Here is a 21,780-nt window from a genome sequence, read left to right on the forward strand (position 1 = left end):
CGCTCACACGGTCGTGAGGTTCGCCAGCCGTTCGGGTCGGAGCAGACGTTCGAGTTCGGAGGCGGTCATCAGCCCGTGTTCGAGCACGAGTTCGGCGACGCCGCGGCCGGTCTTCAGCGCCTCCTGGGCGATCATCGTCGCCGCCTGGTAACCGATGGTCGGGTTGAGTGCGGTGACGAGTCCGATGGAGTGTTCGACGGCAGCGCGGGTGAGTTCCGGATTGGCGGTGATGCCTGCGATGCAGCGGGTCGTCAGCGTCCGCGACGCCGATTCGAGGTGGGAGATCGACTTGTGCAGGCTGTGCAGGATGACGGGTTCGAAGGCGTTGAGCTGCAGCTGCCCGGATTCGGCGGCCGCGGTGATCGTGACATCGTTGCCGATGACTTCGAACGCGACCTGGTTGACCACCTCGGGGATGACGGGGTTGATCTTGCCCGGCATGATCGACGATCCCGACTGCACGGCGGGCAGGTTGATCTCGTTGAATCCGGCGCGCGGACCCGAGGACAGCAGCCGCAGATCGTTGCAGATCTTCGAGATCTTCACGGCGATGCGCTTGAGCACCCCGGACAGGTGGACGAAGGATCCGACGTCCTGGGTCGCCTCTACGAGGTCGGGCGCGGTGACCAGGGGCAGCCCGGTCAGCTGCGCGAGATGGTCGCGGACCGCCTCGGCGTATCCGGCTGGTGCGTTGAGTCCGGTGCCGATGGCGGTGGCGCCGAGGTTGATCTCGTGGACCAGCGACTCGGCCTCCCCGAGGCGCTCGCGGTCCTCCCCGATCGTCACAGCGTAGCTGCCGAAGGCCCGGCCGAGTGTCATCGGCACGGCGTCCTGCAGCTGGGTGCGTCCCATCGTGACGATGTCGTGGAATTCGGACGCCTTCACGGCGAACGCGTCCTGAAGTTCCCCGAGGGCGGTGAGCAGCCGTTTGATCGCGAAGATCGTACCGAGCTTGACCGCCGTCGGGTAGGCGTCGTTCGTCGACTGGCTGAGGTTGACGTGGTCGTTCGGGCTGATCCGCGTGTAGGTTCCGCGCGGCTGCCCGATGATCTCGAGCGCCCGGTTCGCGATCACCTCGTTGGCGTTCATATTCGACGAGGTGCCCGCCCCACCTTGGATGACGTCGATGGGGAACTGGTCGTGCAGCTTCCCGTCGATGATCTCCCGGCAGGCCGCGACGATCGCGTCGCGCCGCTGCTCATCGAGGAGGCCGAGGTCGTGGTTGGCCCTGGCGGCGGCGAGCTTGACCGCGGCGAGTCCGCGGATGAGGTCGGGGTTGGACTGCAGGGTCTGCGCGGTGATCGGGAAGTTCTCGACCGCCCGCAGCGTATGGATGCCCCAGTAGGCATCGCCCGGGATCTCCCGGTCGCCGAGGAGGTCGTGCTCGATGCGTGTATCCGTGCTCATGGTTCTCGTGTCGCCTTTGTTCGTCGTTGTTGCTGATGCCTGTCGGTGCTGGTGGGTGGTTCGGCTGCGGAGGCTCAGGAGGCGACCGACCGGGTGCGTTCCCACTCGCCGAGGCGGTCCTCGACCTCGCGGGTCACGCGCAGTCCGCCGACCTCCCGTCCTCCGCCGAGGACGGGCGGGCTGACGATGTCGCCAGCCTTTTCGGTCGGTGCGGGCAGAGCGGAGAGGATCCGGGTGGCGATCGGCAGCCTGGCCCGATCCGAGCCGTCGGCGATCTTGACGGCGATGCCCATGCCGTCGATCCCGAGCAGCTGAACCGCTTCGGCGCCGTCCTTGGCGATGAGTCCGGGGACGGTGCGCATGAGCGCGGTGACGTCGCGCCCGGCACCGGCGACCATGTCCGGGTGGTCGCGCATGGCGGCGGCGACGCGCGCCGCGCTCGTGCCGGTCGAGACGGTGGACAGGCGAGCGAAAGCGCGGGCCATTCCGGTCAGCGAGATCGCCGGCAACGGTGTTCCACATCCGTCGGTCGACACGGTCGCCGGCGTCTCGCCGGTGAGTTCGGCGATGCTGGCGCCGATGTGCCGCTGCAGAGGGTGGGTGGGATCGAGGTAGCCCGCGAGGTCCCAGCCGTTGATCCGGCAGGTCGCGACCATGGCCGCGTGTTTGCCCGAGCAGTTCTGGGCCAAGCGGCTGCGCTGTCCGCCGGCGGCGAGGTGGGCTTCGCGCTCGGGCGCCCCATAGGGAAGGTCGATGACGTTGCCGAGGGCGGTCTCGTCGAGCTCGTACTGATGAAGGATCCGGCGGGCACCGTCGATGTGTTCGGGGGATCCCGAGTGGCTGGCCGCGGCGAGAGCGAGGAGCTCGGTCGGCAGATCGAGGCCGAGACGCAGCATCGCAAGCAGCTGCAGGGGCTTGAGGGTCGACCGAGGATAGAAGGGCGCATCGATATCACCGGCGGAGGTGAGCGGCCAGCCCTCGGAGTCGACGACCGCGAAGGAACCGTAGTGCACGCCTTCGACGAGATCACCGCGGGTGACCTCGACGAGTGGGACATGGGCGCGGTGGGTCGCGGTGGGGGTGGCTGTGTGGGTCATGGTCTTCCTGGATTTCGGGCGAGGTCGGTGACGGCGACAGCGACCTGAGCGAGATGTACGGCCATAGCGTCGCGGGCACGGGCGCTGTCGCCGGCTTCGATCGCGCGGACGATCTCCGCATGCTCGACGTCGGAGTCCGGTTGACGGCTGGCGGCGAGGTTGAGGAGCTCGGACTGGGCGGTCAGGGCACCGCGGAGTTCGGCGATGACGCTTTCGAAGACTCGGTTTCCGCTGGCTCGGGCGATGGCGATGTGCAGCTCTCCGTCGAGCTCGACCCAGCCGCGGGGACTCGGCTCGGCGCTCATCGACTGCAGCAGGGCGTGGAGACGGACGAGGTCGGCCTCGGTGCGCCGAGTGGCCGCGAGTTCGGCGGCGGGAACTTCGATATGCGGTCGGGCCTCGTGGAGATCCCGGGAGGAGTAGTCGCCGAGGTGCAGTCCGGTCTCCGGAGCGGAGGCGATGACGAAGGTGCCGCTGCCGGTCTTCGTCTCGGTCAGCCCGAGGGTTGCCAGCGAGCGCAGGGCTTCGCGGATGACGGGACGGCTGACGGCGTATCGGTCGGCGAGCTTCGCTTCGGAGGGAAGGCGGTTGCCGACGGGAAAGGTGCCGTCGGCGATCTCGGCACGCAGACTGCGCACGACGCCCTCACCCGCGGACAGTCGTTCTACAGCCGTGCGTCTGGCCGTGGGTTCGGTCGGGCTGTTCGTCCCCATGACCACTCCTCCGGTTCGATCCGATCATTGATCCGGCACACAGCCCACCAGACAAACCTGTCAAGCTGTATGACAGGTTTGAGTGTAATCCCGCTCACCCAACGTGCGTCAACCCACCAGAGAGGCGTTTCAGACTCTGAGATTCACGGTCGCTTGCCCGTGCTGCCCGCGAGCGGGTGTCTACTGCGGGTGGATTCACCGCGACATCCGCGCAGAGTTCGAGGTGGATCCACCCGCAGGGAACACCCCGGCCCATGCAGAAAGGGCTGGCCCACATGCAAGACCATGAAAAACGGGCTGGGTGTCGAGAAACGCATGCGCACACGCGTTTCTCGACACCCAGCCCGTTTCTCGACGAAGGCTGAGGCCAAGCCCCAGTCAGTCAGCCACGTAGTACATGCGCTTGTTGACGAACTCATCCATGCCGTAGGGCCCGAGCTCGCGGCCGAAGCCCGAGCGCTTCGTGCCGCCGAACGGGATCTCCGCACCCTCTCCGGCAGGGGTGTTGACGTTCGACATGCCGACATCGAGGCGCTGAGCGAGCTTCGCGGCACGCTCCTCGTCCTTGGCGAACACCGCGCCGCCGAGGCCGAAGCGCGAATCATTGGCCAGGGCCAGTGCTTCGTCATCGCTGCTGACCTTGTACACGGTGGCCACGGGGCCGAAGAGCTCTTCGCGGTAGGCGTCCATCTCCGAGGTGACTCCGGTGAGCACGGCCGGCGAGACGTACGCGGATCCGTCGGTGGCGAGCTCGCCGCCGACGAGGGTCGCACCCTGCTCGACGGCACGGTCGAGCTGCTTGCGCAGGTTCTCGGCAGCCGAACGCGAGGACAGGGGCGAGTACTTGCCGTCGCCCGCCTCGGCGGGGGTGCCCTTCTCCCAGGACTGGGCGCGCTCGGTCAGGCCGGACACGAAGTCGTCGTAGATGTCGTCCATGACGATCATCCGCTTGTTCGCGTTGCAGACCTGGCCGGTGTTGTACAGGCGGGTGCCCCAGGCGGTGTCGACGGCCTCGTTCATGTCGTCGGTGTCGAGGATGATGTACGGGTCGGAGCCGCCGAGCTCCAGCACGGCCTTCTTGAGGTACTTGCCGGCCGTGGCGGCCACGGCCGATCCGGCGCGCTCGGAACCGGTCAGGGACACGCCTTCGACGCGGTCGTCGGCGATGATCGTCTCGATCTGCTCGTGCGTGGCGTAGATGTTGGAGTACACGCCTTCGGGGATGCCGGCTTCCTTCATGATCTCGGCGATCTTCGCCGAGGAGCGGGGGCAGATCTCCGCATGCTTGAGGATGATCGTATTGCCGAGCACGAGGTTCGGTGCGGCGAAGCGGGCGACCTGGTAGTAGGGGAAGTTCCAGGGCATGATGCCCAGCAGCGTGCCGACGGGGCGGCGCTGGATGAAGGCCTTGCCGCCGGACATCGATTCGATCGGTTCATCGGCGGCGAACTTCGGTCCGTTGTCGGCGTAGTAGTTGAAGATCGCCTCGCAGAACTCGGCCTCTTCCTCACCTTCGGCGGTGGGCTTGCCCATCTCCTCGGCGATGATCTTCGCGAGCTCTTCCTTGCGCTCGCCGAAGAGAGCGGCGACCTTGTTGACGATCGCGGCGCGTTCCTCGATCGTCTTCTCGCGCCAGCTCAGGTAGCCCTTGTGTGCGGATTCGAGGACCTGCTGGACCTCTTCGTCGGTGGCATTGTCGAACTTCTCGACGACTTCACCGGTGGCCGGGTTCTCGACACGGTAGCCGCCTGCAGCACTGCCTACGTTGCTCATTCCAGACTCCTTTGACTTGTGCGCGCCTGTTGGCGCCGCTGAAGCAATTGCATACCTGTTTGCCGCCCGAATCGACGGAATGCGTATGCCTGCCACCCACGCTATCAATACGTGACCCGCGCAACAAGTGCCGAAACCTGGGGGAATCCTCAGTCCCCGATCGTCCGTGGTCCCCTCGCCGAGGCGGTGCGGATTCCGAATCGGTCACGACGAAATCCGAACCGCACTCGCGAGGAGAGAACTCCGGACTCGATCGGGGACCACCCTCCTCGGCGAGGGGCCCGCTCCGGTCCCTGTTCATCGAACCAGAGGACCGAAACGGTTCACCTCGCGTCGCGGGAACTCACCGCCCCACGAGGTCGAGTCCGGCGCGCACGATGGAGTCCGTGTCGATCCCGTGGATCGCATAGGCCTCCCCCACCGAGGATGCCTGACCGAATTCGGTGACCCCGAGGTTCCGTGTGCGGTCCCCGCGCACTCCGGAGAGGAACGCGAGAGTGTGCGGGTGCCCGTCGAGGACGGTGACCAGCGGTGCCGGATGTTCTGCGGGGAAGAGTTCGTCGGCGATGGCCGAGCGGACACTCGAGCGGACCCGAGACCGATCCTGCACCGACCGGAACACCTTCGACGGTGAGCTGAGGCAGACGATTCCCGCCCGCACACCCAGGGATTCCAGTCGGGCCGCCGCCGTGATCACTTCGGTCATGATGGCCCCGGCGCCGACGAGGGTGACCTCGTCCTCGGCGGCCGGTCTGGCGGAGAGCCGGTAGCCGCCGGCGATGACCTGATCACGGCGGCGTTCCCGCAGCAGCGGATCTTCGGGCACATCTGCGAGCTCCTGCGCTACCGGTCTCGTCGTCAGTCGGAAGTAGGCGGAGTCGCCGTCCGGGTCGGCGAGTTCGCGCAGCGCTTCGAGCAGGGTCCACTCGAGGTCCTGGGCGAAGGCCGGCTCCCAGCTCGTCAGGCCCGGGATCTCCAAGGTCACCGACGGTGTGTTGAACGACTGGTGGGCCCCGCCTTCGGGCGCAAGCGATACCCCTGAGGGCGTGCCGACCATGATCGAACGCCCACCCGCGTAGAGGCTGAAGGTCCAGGGCTCGAGAGCACGGTTGATGAAGGGATCGTAGATCGTGGCGATCGGCAGCAGCGGCTGTCCCCAGCGCTGCCCGGTCGATCCGAGCTCCCCGGCCAGGGAGACGAGATTGACCTCGGCGATGCCGAGTTCGATGTGCTGTCCGCTCGTGCCCTCCTGCCACCGCAGCACCCGTTCCCGATCGTCGGAGAACCAGTCATGCCGGCCCGCCGGTGACCAGATTCCGGTCTTGTTGATCCATCCGCCGAGGTTCGTCGACGTCGCGACGTCCGGTGACAGGGTCACAACCCGCTGGGCCACCTCGGGGGCGACGTGCTTGAGGTCGGAGAGGAACCGGCCCAGCGCCGCCTGCGTGGAGATCTGCGGTCGCGGAGTGAATCCCAGCTCGGCAGGCACTGCGGCCACGGCATGGTCGGTGACCGGCTCCCGTCGCAGCCGCCGCGCGGTTTCGGCACAGAACCGGCCGGCCGGGGTGTCCGGAGCGAAGGCGACCCACGGATCGTCCAAGTCCATCCCCGAGGCGGCCGCGAGCTCGCGCATCTGCGCTTCGGTCAGCTGCGCGGCATGGTTGCCGGGATGGCCCTCCGTGGCCAGCCCCTTGCCTTTGATCGTGTAGGCGAAGACCACCGTCGGCCGGTCGTCGTCGATCTCGTCGAACGTCGACACGAGCTGGCCGAGGTCATGTCCGCCCAGGTCACGGATGAGGGAGGCGAGACCGTCCGCGTCGAAGCCGTCGATGACCGCGGACAGGGCGGTCGCCTCGGTGTCGGTGAGACCCGAGAGCAGCCGGTCGTGGATCTCGGACGGATGGGCGCGCAGCAGCCGCTGGTATTCGGGATTGGGCATCTGCACGAGCCGCTTCTTGAGCGCCTCACCGCCGGGGGCCGCGAACACGGCTTCGAGTCGGCGCCCCCACGGGCAGGTGAGCACCTGCCACCCGGCGGCATCGAACATGCCCTGCAAACGGCGGACCTGGACATCGGGAATGACCCGGTCGAGCGACTGCCGGTTGAGGTCGACGATCCACACGATCTCGCCGAGGCTGCGCACCTCCGGATCGATGATCGCCTCCCACACCGCCCCTTCGTCCATCTCCGCGTCGCCGAGCAGGGAGTAGAACCGGCCGGCTTCCGGGGTCTCGGGGAACCGGTCGGAGACGTAGCGGTGGGACAGGGCTGCCCAGATGGGAGCGGTCGCGCCGATGCCCACAGATCCGGTGGAGAAGTCCACCGTGTCCGGGTCCTTCGTCCGCGACGGGTAGGGCTGGAGTCCCCCGCGGCTGCGCAGGGTGTCGAGGAATTCCTCGCCGAGGTCGCCGAGCAGATAGTTGATCGCGTGGAGGACGGGAGAGGCATGCGGTTTGACCGAGACGCGGTCGATGGCGCGCAGTCGGGTGAACCACAGCGCCGTCATGATCCCGGTCATCGAGGCCGACGAGGACTGATGGCCGCCGACCTTGACCCCGTCCGGGTTGACCCGGCCGCGGTTGGCACGGTCGATGATCGAGGTCGCCAGCCACAGCACGCGCTGGGCGATCTCGTCAAGGATCTCATCATCTCCCGAGGTCGAGGCGCGCAGCGGACGGTCATTCGTCCCGGGCGGGCTGACCTGCAGGGAGGTCTCGAATTGGTGGCGGTCCGTGTCCTGTGGTGTTGGCGCCTGAGCCGCCGGTTCTTGTGCTGTCGACTCCTGTGCGGTGCTCATCGTCAGAAGATCGAGGAGTAGGCGTTGAGTGCGAGCTGTCCGCCGAGGTGGGCGTAGAGGACGGTGGAATCCCTGCCGATCGTGCCGTCTCCGACGAGGTCGAGGAGTCCGGCCATCGACTTGCCCTCGTAGACGGGGTCGAGGATGACGCCTTCGAGCTGGGCGGTGGTGCGGATCGCGTTCACGGTCGTCTCGTCGGGGATGCCGTAGGCCGGGCCTTCCCAACCGGTGCGGATATCGACATCGTCGGCGGTGATCTCACGCCCGAGGCCGATGAGTTCGGCAGTGGTGTTCGCGATCCTCTTCACCTGGTCGCGGGTCTTCTCGATGGTGGCCGAGGCATCGATGCCGATGACCTTGCGCTTCGGTCCGCCGGCGGCTTCGAGGGCGGCGAATCCGGCGATCATTCCGGCGTGCGTCGAGCCGGTCACGGTGCACACGACGATGGTGTCGAAGAAGACGCCGAGCTCCTTCTCCTGGTCAGCGACCTCATATGCCCAGTTCGCAAAGCCGAGTCCGCCGAACTTGTGCTCGGAGGCGCCGGCCGGGATCGGGTAGGGCTTGCCGCCTGATTCTTCGACCTCGGCCAGGGCGTTCTCCCAGCTCGAGCGGATGCCGATGTCGAATCCGGCCGAGTCGAGGCGGACGTCGGCTCCCATGATGCGCGAGAGTTCGATATTGCCGACCTTGTCGTTGACCGGGTCCTCCCAGTCGACCCAGCGTTCCTGCACCAGGCGCGCCTTCAGTCCAAGGTGAGCGGCAACGGCGGCGACCTGGCGGGTGTGGTTGGACTGGTAGCCGCCGATGGACACGAGGGTGTCCGCACCCGAGGCGAGTACGTCGGGAACGATGTACTCGAGCTTGCGGGTCTTGTTGCCGCCGAAGGCGAGTCCTGAGTTGACGTCTTCCCGTTTGGCCCAGACGCGGGCCCCGCCGAGGTGGTCGCTCAGTCGCGGGAGCTCGTGCACGGGGCTCGGCCCGAAGGTGAGTGGGTAGCGTTCGAAGTCGGTGATGGCCATGATGTCCTCTGTTCTCTGAAGCGTTCGCTTCGGGGCGATCGCTCTCTCGTGCGATGTGTCCTGTGCGATGTGTCCTGGATCGCAATATGCAATATATTGCATTCTGCTGACGGTTACAATGGGTCAGAGTTCGAGTCCCATCCCGCGGGACGAGACCCACCCACTCAGAGACAAGGTGACCGAGCGTGCCGATCCCCACGGATTCCCCCGCCCCGCAGCGCAGCCTGCTGCGCGATGACGTCTATCGGTCGATCCGCGACGCCATCGTCCGCGGCCAGCTCGCCCCCGGAGAACAGTTGCGCGATCAGGAGCTCGGCGCCTGGCTCCAGGTATCCAGAACGCCCGTGCGCGAGGCACTCCAACGCTTGGCACAGGCCGGACTCGTCGTGGCGGAGCCGGGCCGGATGACGCGCGTGGCCCCAGAGGATCCGGAACTCATCCTCGCGGCCCGGCAGATCGCCGCCGAACTCCACGGCCTGGCGATCGACCTCGCCTTCCCCGCCCTCGACGAGGAGGCGCTGACTGAGATGGAGCAGGCGAACGGGCGATTGAGCGCGGCCCTCGCAGTCGGCGACGCCGAGGCGGCGATTGCGGCCGATGACGACTTCCACGAGGTGGCCCTCACCCGATCCGGCAATCCCCTCATTCCCGATCACCTCGAGGTCGTCACCGCCACTCTGCGCCGCGCGGAGTTCCTGCATTTCGAATCGGTGAAGGGATCAGCCTCACCGGAGCAGCACACCGAGATCATCGCCGCCGTCCGTTCCGGTGAGCATGCGCATGCCGTCGCACTGACGAAGGCGAACTGGTCGACCATCGAAGGGGACGCGCCCCAGACGGCCTGAGTCGAACACCTTCCAGCTGCGGGTTCCGGATCGGCAACACCACTGCCTTCTCGACGACGCCACCGTCATCGCCAACTCTTCTAGTCATCTGATGACCTGTGTTAGAGTCCTCACCACGATCACCGACGATCAAAGGACTGACGATGTCATCGACGACGAAACGCATCATGACCGCTCTGCTCGCGACCGCCGCGAGCGCTGCTCTGCTGACGGGCACAACTGCGACCCCAGGAATGGCCGCCACCACACAGACCGCACCTGCGCATTCTGCCGCCGCTCAAACCATCGGCAAGAAAGCATCGACAATGCCGGCCGCCCCGTCGGCCGGCTGCGGCACCGAGCAGAAGCCCGGCAACGACGAGAAGACGATCTCGACGGAAGACGGCGAGCGCAGCTACCGGATCAACATCCCGCGCGACTACGAGCTTGAGACTCCCCTGCCGCTCGTCCTCGGGTTCCACGGCAACGGCTCCGACGGCGCCGAATTCCAGAACTACACGGGGCTGCCGACCCTGCCCGCGATCACCGTCTTCCCCGACGGCGCCCTCAATGACGGCAAACGCTCCTGGCAGGGCGCCCCGTACGCCAGCGGTGCCGATGACGTCGCGTTCGTCGCCGAGCTGCTCGATTCGATCGAATCCGAGCACTGCATCGACCTCAATCGGGTCTATGCCACCGGCAAGTCGAACGGCGGCGGCATGGTCTCCGTCCTCGCCTGTCACCTGCGCGATCGCTTCTCCGCCTTCGCTCCCGTCGCCGGCGCCTACTATCCGCAGTCGACGGAGGGCTGCGATTACTCGACACCCACACCGATGCTCGCGATCCACGGCACCGGGGACGCGACGATGCACTACGAAGGCGGCCACCGCCAGGGCGAGGACTACCCGGGAGTCCGCGAGTGGATCCAGCCATGGGCGGAGGCCTCCGGCTGCGCGAGAACGAAGGAACGCCACGTCGGCCGCAAGGGCGAAGACGTTGCGCGCACTCAGTGGACGAGATGCGACGCCTCCGTCGAGCTCTACTCCGTCGCCGACGGCGGCCACGTCTGGCCGGGTGAGGTCGTCTACAGCGGAGGCGGATACGTCACGAAGGACTTCTCGGCCACGGACACGGTCTGGGGCTTCTTCCGCAGCCACCCGGGAGCAACGCACGGGCCCACCCAGAAGTGACCGTTGACACACACCAATCAAAGTGATTAGATGACTTAAACACTTGAAGGAGAGCACCATGACGTCCACCGTCGGACTCGTCGAACGCCTCACTCGCGAAATCGTCGACACCATCCGCACCGAGAACCTCCAGCCCGGGCAGACCCTGCCCTCGGCGAAGGTCCTCGCCGCACGCTTCGAGGTCACCGTGCCCACCGTCCGGGAGGCTCTGCGCCGGCTCGAGGCCACGGGGTCGGTCGAGCTCAAGCACGGTTCGGGCACCTACGTCCGCGAAGCGATCAACCGCCGCATCCTCGACAACCCGCACTATGTGCCCGTCGACCTCGCGGCGGCCATCGAACTCCTCGACGCCCGCATCGCCATCGAGCCCGGAATCGCCGAGCTCGCAGCGACAGTCCAGGAACCTGACGCCGTGTCCTCCATGGAGTCGGCGCTCGACAATGCCCTCCAGGTCGAGACCGCGGTCCCGGCCGGTCACTTCCACGTCGAACTCGCTCGCGCCTCGGGCAACCGCGCTCTGCACGAGATGCTCGTGTCCCTGCTGGCCATCCATTCGCGGACCCAGCAGGCGGCGCGCACGAGCTACGACCGACTGCGCGACCACGACGAACACGCGGACATCCTCGATGCGATCCGCCGCGGCGACGGCTTCGAAGCCTCCCACCGCACCCGCAAGCACCTCGAGGCGATCAAGGCCGCCGTCCTCGCCGACTGGGCGGACGATACAGACCAGACCGGTGACGCCGACACCATCGGAGGATCCCAGCAATGAGCCGCCCGACGATCTCCGAGATCCGCCCGCATATCCGCGACTACGCCGAACTCACCTCTTTGGAGGTCGAGCTCGCGAAGGATCGAAGCAGCCTGCTCGTCCTTCCCGTCGGCGCCTGCGAACAGCACGGTGACGGACTGCCCCTGGGCACCGACAACATCCGAGCCGCTCACGTCGCCCGCGCCGTCGTCGACCGGCTCCGCGACAGCGCCGACGGCGATCAGGTTCGGGCGGGCAGCGCCTTCGTCCTGCCGAGCATCGACTACGGGGTCTCCCCGCATCACTGCTTCCTGCCCGGCACGATCAATATCGGTCCGCAGCTGTTCATCGACCTCGTCTCCTCGATCGTGCGTCAGCTCGCCGATGCCGGATTCGACAGACTCCTCGTCATCACCGGCCACGGCGGCAACCTCGCCGCGCTCGGCGTGGTCCAGCAGTCCCTGCTCGCCACCCATCCGGACTTCGTCTTCGCCTATACTCCGGTCTCAGCATTGGCCACCGAGGCGACCGCCCAGCTGCCGCGCACCGAGGTCAGCGGCCACTGCGGAGAGTCCGAAACCTCGCAGATGCTCGCCATCGACGAATCCCTCGTCGACTCGGGCCACCTCAACCCCGGCGCCACCCGGCTCGACGATCTCGACCCACGTGCCCGACTCTCACGAACGAAAACACCGTCAACAGCGGTGACATTCGACCGCTACGCCGACAACGGCGTCCTCGGCGATCCGCGGACCGCCACGGCCGCGGCCGGGGAGGACATCCTCGGCGAGGTCGTCGACCGACTCGTAGCCTACTGTCAGGAGCTGCAGAGACTGTGACACCCGCTTCTCACTGACCGGCCGCTCGGCCCGCACCCCACCACAGAACACCCGATTCCAGCGCCGTAATCACCGTGCCCTGGTGGACCCTGCCCGAAAATCCCGCCTGGACTCTCAGGAGCTCACAATGAAACCGACCCAGACCACCGATACCGTGCAGACCGACGAGCAGGAGAAGCTGCCGCTGGTCATCCGCGCCCTCAACGTCATCGAAGTCGTCGGCAACAAGCTGCCGAACCCCTTCTGGCTGTTCTGGATCCTCGCAGCCATCCTCGCCGTATTCAGCCTCGTCCTCTCCCTCGCCGGCGCGGGAGTCGAAGATCCCGGCACCGGGGACTGGACCCCGGTGAACAACCTCCTCAGCGGCGAGGGCATCGCCATGGCCGTGAACACCGCGCTCGACGCCTACGAGACCTTCCCACCACTCATCACGATCATGGTCGTCATCATGGGCGTGGCCCTGGCCGAGCGCACCGGCCTGCTGTCGACGGCGATGAAGGTCTCGATCGCCCGCGTCCCGGCCGGACTCATCGTCTTCACGGTCGCGTTCATGGGCACGGTCTCCCACGTCGCCTCGGCGGCGGCCTATGTCATCCTCGTGCCGCTCGGCGGAATGGTGTTCAAGGCCGTGGGCCGCTCCCCCGTCCTCGGCGTCATCGTCGCGTACACCTCGATCGCCTCCGGCTACGATGCCAGCCCGATCCCGACGCCCAACGATGCGATCTTCGCGGGCATCACGACGGCTGCGGCGAACATCATCGACCCCGACTACATCGTCACTCCGATCGGCAACTGGTACTTCAACATCGCCAGCTCCATCCTGCTGGCCATCGTCATCACGATCGTCACCGAGCTCGTGCTCATGAAGCGCGACAACCTCGAAGCCGACGAGGATGCCGAACACGAAGACCTCGTCATCACCGACAAGGAGCGCAAGGCCCTGCGCCTGGCCATGTTCGCCGTCATCGCTGCGGTCATCGCCATCGTCGTCCTCGTCGTCCCAGACGGCGCGCCCCTGCGCGGCGACGGGCCCTTCGGCGAGTCGCCGTTCCTCACCGGAATCGCCTTCCTCATCGCCATGCTCTTCGGCATCGGCGGCATCGTCTACGGCTTCCGCGAGGGCACGATCGAGACCTGGTCGGACGTGCCGAAGCTCATGGGTCAGGGGCTCGCCTCGATCTCCGGGGTCCTCGTCCTCTTCTTCGCCATCGCCCAGTTCCTCGAGTACTTCGAGTGGACGAACATCGGCATGCTCGTCTCGGTCTCCGTGTCCGAACTCTTCACCGGCCTCGGCCTGCCGACGTGGGTGGTGTTCATCCTCGTCCTGCTCGTGCTCTCGGTCGTCAACGTGCTCATCACCTCCGGCTCGGCGATGTGGGCGATCATGGCCCCGGTCATCGTGCCGCTGCTCATGCTGCTCGAGGTGCCGCCGGAGACCTCACAGGCGATCTTCCGCATCGCCGACTCAGGGTCGACGGCCATCACCCCGATGAGCCCGTACTTCATCCTCGCGCTCGGGTTCATGCAGAAGTATCAGAAGAGTGCCGGCATCGGCACGCTCGCCTCTCACACCCTGCCCTTGGCCGTGTGCATGACGATCAGCTGGAGCCTGCTGTTCTTCCTGTGGTGGGGTCTGGGCATTCCGCTCGGTCCCGATGCGCCGGTGCGCTGAGCGCGTCGATCCAGCTGAGTTTTGAAAGTTTTGTTCACGAACGACTTCCCTTCGGATTCCGTCGTCTCGGGCGGGGCCGACGGGGCGTCGCTCGTGGTTCAGATCTCTCCCACGGCTGCCATTGACGCATCGTCTGACCTGGGCCGATGATGAACGCGATGATCCGACAAGACTGCTTGGAACCTGGCCGCACGACCGTTCGCACCCGCGCCCTTGCGAGCCTCGTCGACAAAAGATGTTGACGCTCAAACTTCACCCGCGATACTGTCGGGTAACACCCCGTAGTAACTTACGTCACACGCTGATGCCCACCAAGCCTTCGGTGGTCAAGGAGGATCAATGAAGTTCCGCAATCCCAGCCTCATCCGCAGGCTCGTCTCATCCCATGCCGGTCGCATCGCCATGGTCGCAATTCCCACGGGTGTCGTCTCAGCCATGCTCATGGGCGGGGTGGCCCAGGGCGCGGTGCCGGTCTCGTTCGCCATCTCCGGCACTCAGTTCAAGATTGCCTCGTCGCAGCTCGAGGGAACCGGATTCTCCCAGTACAGCGGAGTCGCCAAGGACGCCGAGGGCGGCGAACACGCCGTCGTCACCGCGAACATCAAGGATGCGACCCTGGAGAACCTCTGCCAGTCTGCCGTCCAGGAGACTCCTCTGGGCAAGGTGGGCATCCTCATCAAGGCCGGCGGAAAGGGCACCCCCGCCTCGGCGAAGGATCTGCAGATCGGCATGACCGGCCTCAAGGGCGACGCGGAATTCAAGAACATCCGCATCGGCGTCGATGCCTCCGACGTCAATACGAAGGCCAAGGGAAGCAAGGGCGACTTCGCCCAGGATTCCGACACCATCTCGATCGAGGACCTCAAGCAGGATTCCTGGTCGACCACGGCCTCGGTCTTCACCCTCAAGGACATGTCGCTGAAGCTCACCGACGGATCTGAGCAGTGCGACTGATGAGGGACTCAGCAGCCAACGGGCAGCCGACCGATGAACGGGGGGCCGCCGAACAGGAGGACACCGTGCAGAAGACGAGCCTGCTTGCGCTGTCCCGGCGGAGTCGACGCGCCAACGAACAGAGCGACCACACCGAATCCGGCGTCGAGACGGCAGAATTCGCCGTCCCGGCGCCGGAGACGGGGGATGCTGACAACAGCGAGGGAGCCGAGATGACCGAAGGCGCCGAGAAGAAGCGCCAGGGGTTCAAGCACTGGCGTCGGCAGCGGCCCTTCATCGGAGGCGTGCTTGCCGTCCTCGGCGGAATCGAGCTCTTCTTCTCCGGTCAGCTGGACCTCGGCAATATGCAGATCCAGTTCGGCATCGAGGGTCTGCAGGCGACGGTGGTTCCGATCGCCATCGTCGTCCTCGCTCTGCTGTCGATCTTCCGTCCCACGCATCATGTGTTCTACGGGATCATCGCTCTCGTCCTCGCAGTCTATTCACTCATCGGAGTGAACCTCGGCGGGTTCATCATCGGCATGCTGCTGTCCACCATCGGCGCGATCCTCATCGTCGCATGGATGGGACCGCGTGGGCCGAAGGAGTCCGAAGCCGCTGAGGGGGAGACTGCATGAGGGCACCCAGCCGCCGCACGGCCTCAATCCTCGCGGCAGCTGTCCTGATCCTCCCGACGACTCTCGGGGCGGGTTCGGTCGCAGCCGCCCACTCGTCACCGCTGTGCTCACTCGTGGGCACCTGCGATGACGAGGATTCCGCAAAGGCCAAGGACTCCGCACCTGCGGGGAGCCTGTCGCCCGGAATGCCGGTGAAGCCCAGTGATCCACCGACGTCGGATCCCTCGCTGCCCGCACCGGGCCCCACGGATGAACCGAGCGAGGAACCGACGGAGGAGCCGTCCGACGAACCTACGGATCCGGGTGGTCTGGGACTCGATGAGCCCAGCGACGACCCGACCGAGGACGAGGATGATGACTCGGAGAAAGAGGGCAATGGTGAGTTCCCGTCCGATGCACAGATGGATGAGAACGCACCGGTCTTCACGAAGACTCCGGCCGCAATGGGTTCGGAAGGACTCTCGTTCAAGGGCCTGAAGGGCATTTCGTTCGTCTCGGTGCCCACCGCTGACGGCGGGTCCATCGTGACTCTGAAGCTGCAGGCCGAAGAGATTTCGATCGAAGGCTTCTCGCTGACGGTGAAGCCGCCGGACGAGGAGTATGGACTGGTGACGACGGCCGATACGATGACGCTGAAGGGCGATGTCACCGTGTACATCGGCTCGATCACCGCCACGACGAAGGACGGAAAGTCGCTCACCCTGGGACCGGAGACGCCGCCGCCCATGGATGACGTCGAACCCGGATTGCTGCGAGTGACGATGGGGCTCGTCGGCTCGACCGCCGATGGGATCTACTACACCAACACCGATCAGAAGCTCAAGAAGGCCGAAGACTGACCCACCATCGCCGAGGTGGTTCCTCCTTCACCGTGAGGAGGAACCACCCGACGGGCCAGGCTCAGACCAGAAAGGCCAGGCCCGAAGGCCGCGGACTCAGTCCGCGGCCTTCGGGCTTTGCTGTCTGCATTCCGGCTTGCTTTCCCGGCCTACCCGACCCCGGCTGGCCAGGAATTCCACGAAGGCACTGGCCAATCGCCTGCCGTTGTCGACGAGTGCTGCGTCGTGAGCCTCGACCTCAGCGATGATCGAGTCCTCGGTCTTGCCGGCCGGCAGGGCCAGGTCATTGCCGTCCAGCCAGCGCGCGATCTGCGCGGCATCGGTCTCCGGGTGGAACTGGGTGCCCCACGCGAATTCGCCGAGGCGGAAAGCCTGGACCGGGGCGTCGGAACCGGTGATCAGGAGTTCGGCTCCGGGCGGCAGCGCCATCTCCTCCTGATGGAAGAGCACGGAGGGCAGCGACTCCCCTTCAGTCTCCCCAGCACCGGTTGAACCACCACCGGCCAGCGCCCCGAACACCGGGTCGGATGCCCCCGCCGAGGTGACACCCAGTTCGTAGATCCCGATCTGCGGGTGCGCCCGCCGCCAGATCGGAGCATCACCTGCGACGGCAAGCATCTCCCCGCCGAGGCAGATGTTGAGGCTAGGGAACTCCCCCGCGATCGACCGGCGAAGCAGATCCCTGACCTCGGGGAACCAGGGATTCTCATCGTCCTCGGTGGGCCCCGCGGATCCGCCGAGGACGATGAGCGCGTGGAACGCACCGAGCTCCGGGATGACCTCGCCGAGGTACGGACGGGCCACGACCACCTCGGCGCCGGCTTCGATCAGCCATTCGCCGAACCTCTGCGGTCCAGTGCCACGTTCGTGTTCGATGGCAAGGATTCTCACGGAAGTCATGGCCCCATCTTCTCACCCTCCGTGCGCCTCTATTCGGCGGTGACGTAAGCCGAGGAGATGCCGCCGTCGACAGTGAAGGTCGAGGCGTTGACGAAGGAGGAGTCGTCGCTGGCGAGGAAGGCCACGGCGGCAGCGATCTCCTCAGGTTCGGCGAAGCGCCCACCGGGGCAGTGGACGAGTCGCCGCTGCGCCTGCACGGGGTCCGAGGCGAAGAGCTCACGCAGCAACGGGGTGTTCACCGGTCCCGGGCACAGTGCGTTGACGCGGATGCCATCCTTCGCGAACTGGACGCCGAGCTCACGGCTCATCGACAGGACTCCGCCTTTCGACGCCGAGTAGGAGATCTGCGAAGTCGCCGCTCCCATGAGCGCGACGAACGACGCCGTATTGATGACCGACCCCGATCCCTGCTTGACCATGTGCTCGAGGGCGTACTTGCTGCAGAGATAGACGGAGGTGAGGTTGACCGTCTGCACCCTCGCCCAAGCCTCGATGTCGGTGGTGAGGATCGAATTGTCGTCGGTCGGGTTGATGCCTGCGTTGTTGAAGGCGACGTCGACGCGTCCGAAGTGCTCGACAGAGCGGGCGAACAGGTTCTTCACCTCCTCCTCATCGGCTACGTTGACTCGCACGAAGAGTCCGCCGAGCTCGTCGGCGACCTCGGGTCCACGCACTTCGTCGAGGTCGCCGATGACGACCTTCGCGCCTTCTTCGGTCAGACGGCGGGCACTGGCGAGTCCGATGCCCGAGGCACCGCCGGTGATGACGCAGATCTTGTCCTTGAGTCGATTTGCCGCAGTGGTCATGATTCTCCTGATGATCGTGGTGATGAGGTGGCAGGTGGATGGGTCAGAGCGCTGGCCGGGTCGCGAAGAAGACGTTCTTGACCTCGGTGAATGCGGACACGGCGTCGGGGCCGAGTTCGCGGCCGAGTCCGGACTGCTTGAATCCGCCGAACGGGGTCGAGTAGCGGACCGAGGAGTGCGAGTTCACCGACAGGTTGCCGGCCTCGACTCCGCGGGAGACCCGCATTGCCCGGTCCAGATCGTTCGTCCAGATTGAGCCGGAGAGTCCGTATTCGGTGTCGTTGGCGATGCGCAGGGCATCCGCTTCGGTATCGAAGGGGACGACGGAGAGAACGGGGCCGAAGATCTCCTCGCGGAAGTCGGCCGTCGCTGTGTCGGGCGGGGTGAGCACTGTCGGCGGAAACCAGAAGCCCGGGCCTTCGGGGGCAGAGCCGGTGAAGGCCACCTCGGCGGCAGCCACATAGCCGGCGACCTTCTCCCGGTGAGCTGCAGTGACCAGCGGACCCATGTCCGTGTCCTCGCGGCTCGGATCCGCACAGGCGAAGGACCCGACGGAGGATTCGAGTGCGGCCATGAAGTCGTCGTAGATCCCGCGCTGGACGAGCAGCCGGGACCGGGAGCAGCAGTCCTGGCCGGAGTTGTCGAAGACGCTTCCGGGGGCGGCGGCCGCGGCGGCCACGACATCGGCGTCGTCGAAGACGATGTTCGCGTTCTTCCCGCCGAGTTCGAGAGTGAGGTTCTTCACCTGCGCTGCACAGCCGGCCATGATCCGCTTGCCCACCTCGGTGGATCCGGTGAAGACGACCTTGCGTACGGCCGGGTGGGTGACGAAGCGCTCCCCGACGACGGATCCCTTGCCGGGGATGATCTGCAGAACACCCTCGGGCAAGCCCGCTTCGAGGGCGAGCTCGCCGATGCGGATCGCGGTCAGCGGCGTGATCTCGGCGGGTTTGAGGACCACGGTGTTCCCGGCTGCCAGGGCAGGGGCGAAGCCCCATCCGGCGATCGGCATCGGGAAGTTCCAGGGGACGATGACACCGACAACGCCGAGCGGTTCGGCGAAGGTGATGTTCACTCCCCCGTCGACGGGGATCTGCCGACCGAAGAGCCTCTCCGGCACCGCTGCGTAGTATTCGAGGACGTCGCGGACGTTGCCGGCTTCCCATCGGGCGTTCCCGATCGTATGTCCGGCGTTGGCCACCTCGAGCCGGGCGAGCTCTTCGTTGGCCGCGTCGACCTTGTCGGCGAAGCGCCGCAGGAGCCGGGCGCGATCGGCGGGGGCGACGGCGCGCCAGGATTCGAAGGCCCGCGCCGCCTTCTCTATCGCCCGGTCCGTCTGTTCGAGGTCGGCGAGTTCGACGTCGGCGATCGTCTCTTCCGTCGCCGGGTTGATGACCGTGTAGGTGCTCACTTCGGTGCTCTCCTTGTTCCTCTGTCTGTCGCGTGTCGTCGTGCCGCTTGAACGAGGGCACGGACGACTCGGTCGTCATCGGGGTCGTGTTCGGGATGCCATTGGACGGCGAAGAGCCATCCTCCGTCAGCCGGGTCTCCTGTCTGATCCACGGCCGGGTCCGGTTCGATGGTCTCGACGAGTCCCTCGGGACTGCGGCCGGTCGCACGCAGACCGGCGCCGAGGCGGTCGATCCCCTGATGGTGATAGCAGGGTGCAGTGGTCGCCTCGCCGAGGATCTCCCTGGCCCGTGACCCTGCTTCCGTGGTCACCGTGACCTCGCCGTAGACGCCGGGGGCCGGCTGATAGTCGGAATGTCCGAGCGACTCCGGCAGATGCTGGATCAAGGTGCCTCCGGCGGCGACGTTGATGACCTGCATCCCGCGGCAGATGCCGAGCACAGGCAGGCGGCGTCGCCGCGCGGCCGCCAGGAGCATCATCTCGCTCGAGTCGCGGAACGGGTGGGACACGGTCGTTTCGTGCGGATCCTGACCGTATTCGGACGATCCGACGTCGGCTCCTCCGGCCAACAGCAGGCCGTCGACACGGTCGAGGGCCGCAGGGGCCTGTCCGTGGGGCGGCAGCAGCACGGGGATCGCCCCGGAAGCGGCGACCATGCGCACATAGTCGCCCGGGATGAGAGCCGCCTCGGTGTCCCAGACTCCCCACTGGGCCTGCTGCATGTAGCAGCTGATGCCGATGACGGGGTCAGAGTCGTTCGAACCCACGGAGCCTCTCCCAGTCGGTGACAGTCGCGTTGTAGGCCTCCAGTTCGATGTCGGCCGCGTGGACGTAGTGGCGGACGACGTAGTCGCCGAACGCGTCCTCGGCGATCTGCGATCCGTCCAACCGGTCGCGGGCACCCTGGAGGGTGGTGGGCAGTCGGGAGGCACCGGCGGTGTAGGCGTTGCCTTCCGTGATCGCGGGCAGTTCGAGGCCTTTCTCGATCCCGTGGAGTCCCGCCGCGATGAGAGCCGCAGTGGCGAGGTACGGGTTGAGATCGGCCCCGCCGACTCGGCATTCCACGCGCAGGGAGGGTCCCGAGCCGACGACGCGGAAGGCGCAGGTGCGGTTGTCGAAGCCCCAGGCGACCGCGGTCGGTGCGAACGAACCTTCGACGAAGCGTTTGTACGAGTTTATGTTCGGGGCGAAGAAGTACGTGAAGTCCTCGATGCAGGCGAGCTGACCGGCGATGAACTGCTCCATGAGGGTCGAGAACCCATGCTCGCGGTCACCGGACATGACCATATCGCCCTCAGCCGAGCGGAAGCTCAGGTGGATATGGCACGAGGAACCCTCCTTCTGGTCGTATTTGGCCATGAAAGTGATCGATTTCCCGTGCTGGGCGGCGATCTCCTTCGCCCCGTTCTTGTACACCGCGTGGTCGTCGCACGCCTTGAGGGCGGGCTGGTAGCGGAACGTGATCTCGTGTTGGCCGAAGTTGCATTCGCCCTTGGCCCCTTCGACGAAGAGCCCGGCCCCGGCCATCGAATTGCGGATGTCGCGCAGCAGAGGTTCGACTCGGGCGGTGCCGAGGAGGGAGTAGTCGACGTTGTACTGGTTCGAGGGCGTAACTTCGGTGTACTTCGAGGCGAAGGCTTCTTCGTAGCTCGAGTCGAAGGTGATGAACTCGAGTTCGGTGCCGACATGGGCGCTCAGCCCATGGTCGGCAAGGCGGGCGAGCTGGCGCTTGAGGATCTGACGTGGGGAGGGCGCCACCTCGGCGCCGGTGGTCGTCAGGAGGTCGCAGTTGACCATCGCACTGCCCGGCTGCCAGGGCAGGAGGCGCAGGGTCGCAAGGTCGGGCTTCATCACCATGTCGCCGTATCCGGTCTCCCAGGAGGAGACCTCGTAGCCGTCGACGGTATCCATGTCGACGTCGACGGCGAGCAGGTAGTTGCAGCATTCGGAGCCGTGGTCCATGACGTCTTCGAGGAAGAACTGGACGCCGAGTCTCTTGCCCTGCAGGCGACCCATGTGATCGGTGATGGCAACGACCACGGTGTCGATCGTGCCCTCGGCGGCGAGTCGGCGGAGTTCGTCGACGGTGAGCGGTTCGGCCTGGATCGACCCTCTGGAGGTCCTCTGCTCCGAGGTGGGCGAGGTGGGTACCGGAATCTCGGTCATGCGGC

Annotated in this window: 19 protein-coding genes; 8 read left to right on the forward strand and 11 right to left on the reverse strand. The window is 66.3% G+C overall.

Features of this window, described 5'->3' with window-relative positions; genetic code table 11:
- Positions 1-3 precede the first annotated feature (3 nt).
- The 6 genes from HK108_RS08470 to HK108_RS08495 form a co-directional block, all read right to left on the reverse strand.
- The gene (locus HK108_RS08470; RefSeq protein ID WP_181271156.1) at positions 4-1,407 is read right to left on the reverse strand and encodes an aspartate ammonia-lyase; all 1,404 of its coding nucleotides are present in this window, start codon (positions 1,405-1,407) and stop codon (positions 4-6) included.
- A 74-nt stretch (positions 1,408-1,481) separates the two neighbouring features.
- A complete protein-coding gene (locus HK108_RS08475; RefSeq protein ID WP_181271157.1) occupies positions 1,482-2,504 on the reverse strand; it encodes an asparaginase in 1,023 nt (340 codons plus the stop codon).
- Positions 2,501-3,217 carry a FadR/GntR family transcriptional regulator gene (locus tag HK108_RS08480; protein WP_181271158.1) on the reverse strand — a complete coding sequence of 239 codons (717 nt, stop codon included), beginning with the start codon at positions 3,215-3,217 and terminating at the stop codon, positions 2,501-2,503. The genes HK108_RS08475 and HK108_RS08480 overlap by 4 nt, the downstream gene beginning before the upstream one ends.
- A gap of 378 nt (positions 3,218-3,595) precedes the next feature.
- A complete protein-coding gene (locus HK108_RS08485; protein WP_181271159.1) occupies positions 3,596-4,990 on the reverse strand; it encodes an NAD-dependent succinate-semialdehyde dehydrogenase in 1,395 nt (464 codons plus the stop codon).
- Between the two features lie 343 nt (positions 4,991-5,333).
- Positions 5,334-7,787, reverse strand: coding sequence for a thiamine pyrophosphate-binding protein (locus tag HK108_RS08490; RefSeq protein WP_181271160.1), 2,454 nt, complete (start codon positions 7,785-7,787; stop codon positions 5,334-5,336).
- A 2-nt stretch (positions 7,788-7,789) separates the two neighbouring features.
- Entirely contained in the window at positions 7,790-8,806 is a 1,017-nt protein-coding gene (locus tag HK108_RS08495) for a 1-aminocyclopropane-1-carboxylate deaminase (protein ID WP_139467694.1), read from the reverse strand.
- 185 nt (positions 8,807-8,991) lie between these two features.
- Between HK108_RS08495 and HK108_RS08500 the strand changes: the two genes are divergently transcribed.
- The 8 genes from HK108_RS08500 to HK108_RS08535 all read left to right on the forward strand — a co-directional run bounded on the left by HK108_RS08500 (position 8,992) and on the right by HK108_RS08535 (position 16,492).
- A complete protein-coding gene (locus HK108_RS08500; protein ID WP_181271161.1) occupies positions 8,992-9,651 on the forward strand; it encodes a GntR family transcriptional regulator in 660 nt (219 codons plus the stop codon).
- A 143-nt stretch (positions 9,652-9,794) separates the two neighbouring features.
- Positions 9,795-10,820, forward strand: a complete 1,026-nt coding sequence (locus tag HK108_RS08505) for a CE1 family esterase (protein ID WP_181271162.1) — start codon at positions 9,795-9,797, stop codon at positions 10,818-10,820.
- A gap of 58 nt (positions 10,821-10,878) precedes the next feature.
- Positions 10,879-11,592: a FadR/GntR family transcriptional regulator gene (locus HK108_RS08510; protein ID WP_181271163.1), complete on the forward strand. Its 714-nt coding sequence runs from the start codon at positions 10,879-10,881 to the stop codon at positions 11,590-11,592.
- The gene (locus HK108_RS08515) at positions 11,589-12,410 is read left to right on the forward strand and encodes a creatininase family protein (RefSeq protein WP_181271164.1); all 822 of its coding nucleotides are present in this window, start codon (positions 11,589-11,591) and stop codon (positions 12,408-12,410) included. Before HK108_RS08510 ends, HK108_RS08515 begins: the two co-directional genes overlap by 4 nt.
- Before the next feature lie 127 nt (positions 12,411-12,537).
- Positions 12,538-14,082, forward strand: a complete 1,545-nt coding sequence (locus HK108_RS08520) for an AbgT family transporter (protein ID WP_181271165.1) — start codon at positions 12,538-12,540, stop codon at positions 14,080-14,082.
- 339 nt (positions 14,083-14,421) lie between these two features.
- Complete coding sequence (locus HK108_RS08525; RefSeq protein WP_181271166.1) at positions 14,422-15,036, forward strand: DUF6230 family protein; 615 nt, start codon at positions 14,422-14,424, stop codon at positions 15,034-15,036.
- Positions 15,036-15,653, forward strand: a complete 618-nt coding sequence (locus tag HK108_RS08530; protein ID WP_181271167.1) for a DUF6114 domain-containing protein — start codon at positions 15,036-15,038, stop codon at positions 15,651-15,653. The genes HK108_RS08525 and HK108_RS08530 overlap by 1 nt, the downstream gene beginning before the upstream one ends.
- The gene (locus HK108_RS08535; RefSeq protein ID WP_139909609.1) at positions 15,650-16,492 is read left to right on the forward strand and encodes a hypothetical protein; all 843 of its coding nucleotides are present in this window, start codon (positions 15,650-15,652) and stop codon (positions 16,490-16,492) included. Before HK108_RS08530 ends, HK108_RS08535 begins: the two co-directional genes overlap by 4 nt.
- Positions 16,493-16,588: 96 nt before the next feature.
- Here the strand turns inward: HK108_RS08535 and HK108_RS08540 are convergent, their stop codons facing one another.
- From HK108_RS08540 to HK108_RS08560, 5 genes are read right to left on the reverse strand one after another with little or no spacing between them, the layout of a single operon-like run.
- Positions 16,589-17,392: a type 1 glutamine amidotransferase gene (locus HK108_RS08540; RefSeq protein ID WP_181271168.1), complete on the reverse strand. Its 804-nt coding sequence runs from the start codon at positions 17,390-17,392 to the stop codon at positions 16,589-16,591.
- A 29-nt stretch (positions 17,393-17,421) separates the two neighbouring features.
- Positions 17,422-18,198, reverse strand: coding sequence for a 3-oxoacyl-ACP reductase (locus HK108_RS08545; RefSeq protein WP_139467685.1), 777 nt, complete (start codon positions 18,196-18,198; stop codon positions 17,422-17,424).
- Positions 18,199-18,241: 43 nt separating this feature from the next.
- On the reverse strand, positions 18,242-19,609 hold the full coding sequence (locus HK108_RS08550; RefSeq protein ID WP_181271169.1) for an aldehyde dehydrogenase family protein: 1,368 nt from the start codon (positions 19,607-19,609) through the stop codon (positions 18,242-18,244).
- Complete coding sequence (locus HK108_RS08555; protein WP_181271170.1) at positions 19,606-20,376, reverse strand: gamma-glutamyl-gamma-aminobutyrate hydrolase family protein; 771 nt, start codon at positions 20,374-20,376, stop codon at positions 19,606-19,608. Before HK108_RS08555 ends, HK108_RS08550 begins: the two co-directional genes overlap by 4 nt.
- The gene (locus HK108_RS08560; RefSeq protein ID WP_181271171.1) at positions 20,357-21,775 is read right to left on the reverse strand and encodes a glutamine synthetase family protein; all 1,419 of its coding nucleotides are present in this window, start codon (positions 21,773-21,775) and stop codon (positions 20,357-20,359) included. Before HK108_RS08560 ends, HK108_RS08555 begins: the two co-directional genes overlap by 20 nt.
- Positions 21,776-21,780: the final 5 nt, after the last annotated feature.

It is taken from the genome of Brevibacterium sediminis, from assembly GCF_013623905.1.
Taxonomy (GTDB): domain Bacteria; phylum Actinomycetota; class Actinomycetes; order Actinomycetales; family Brevibacteriaceae; genus Brevibacterium; species Brevibacterium sediminis.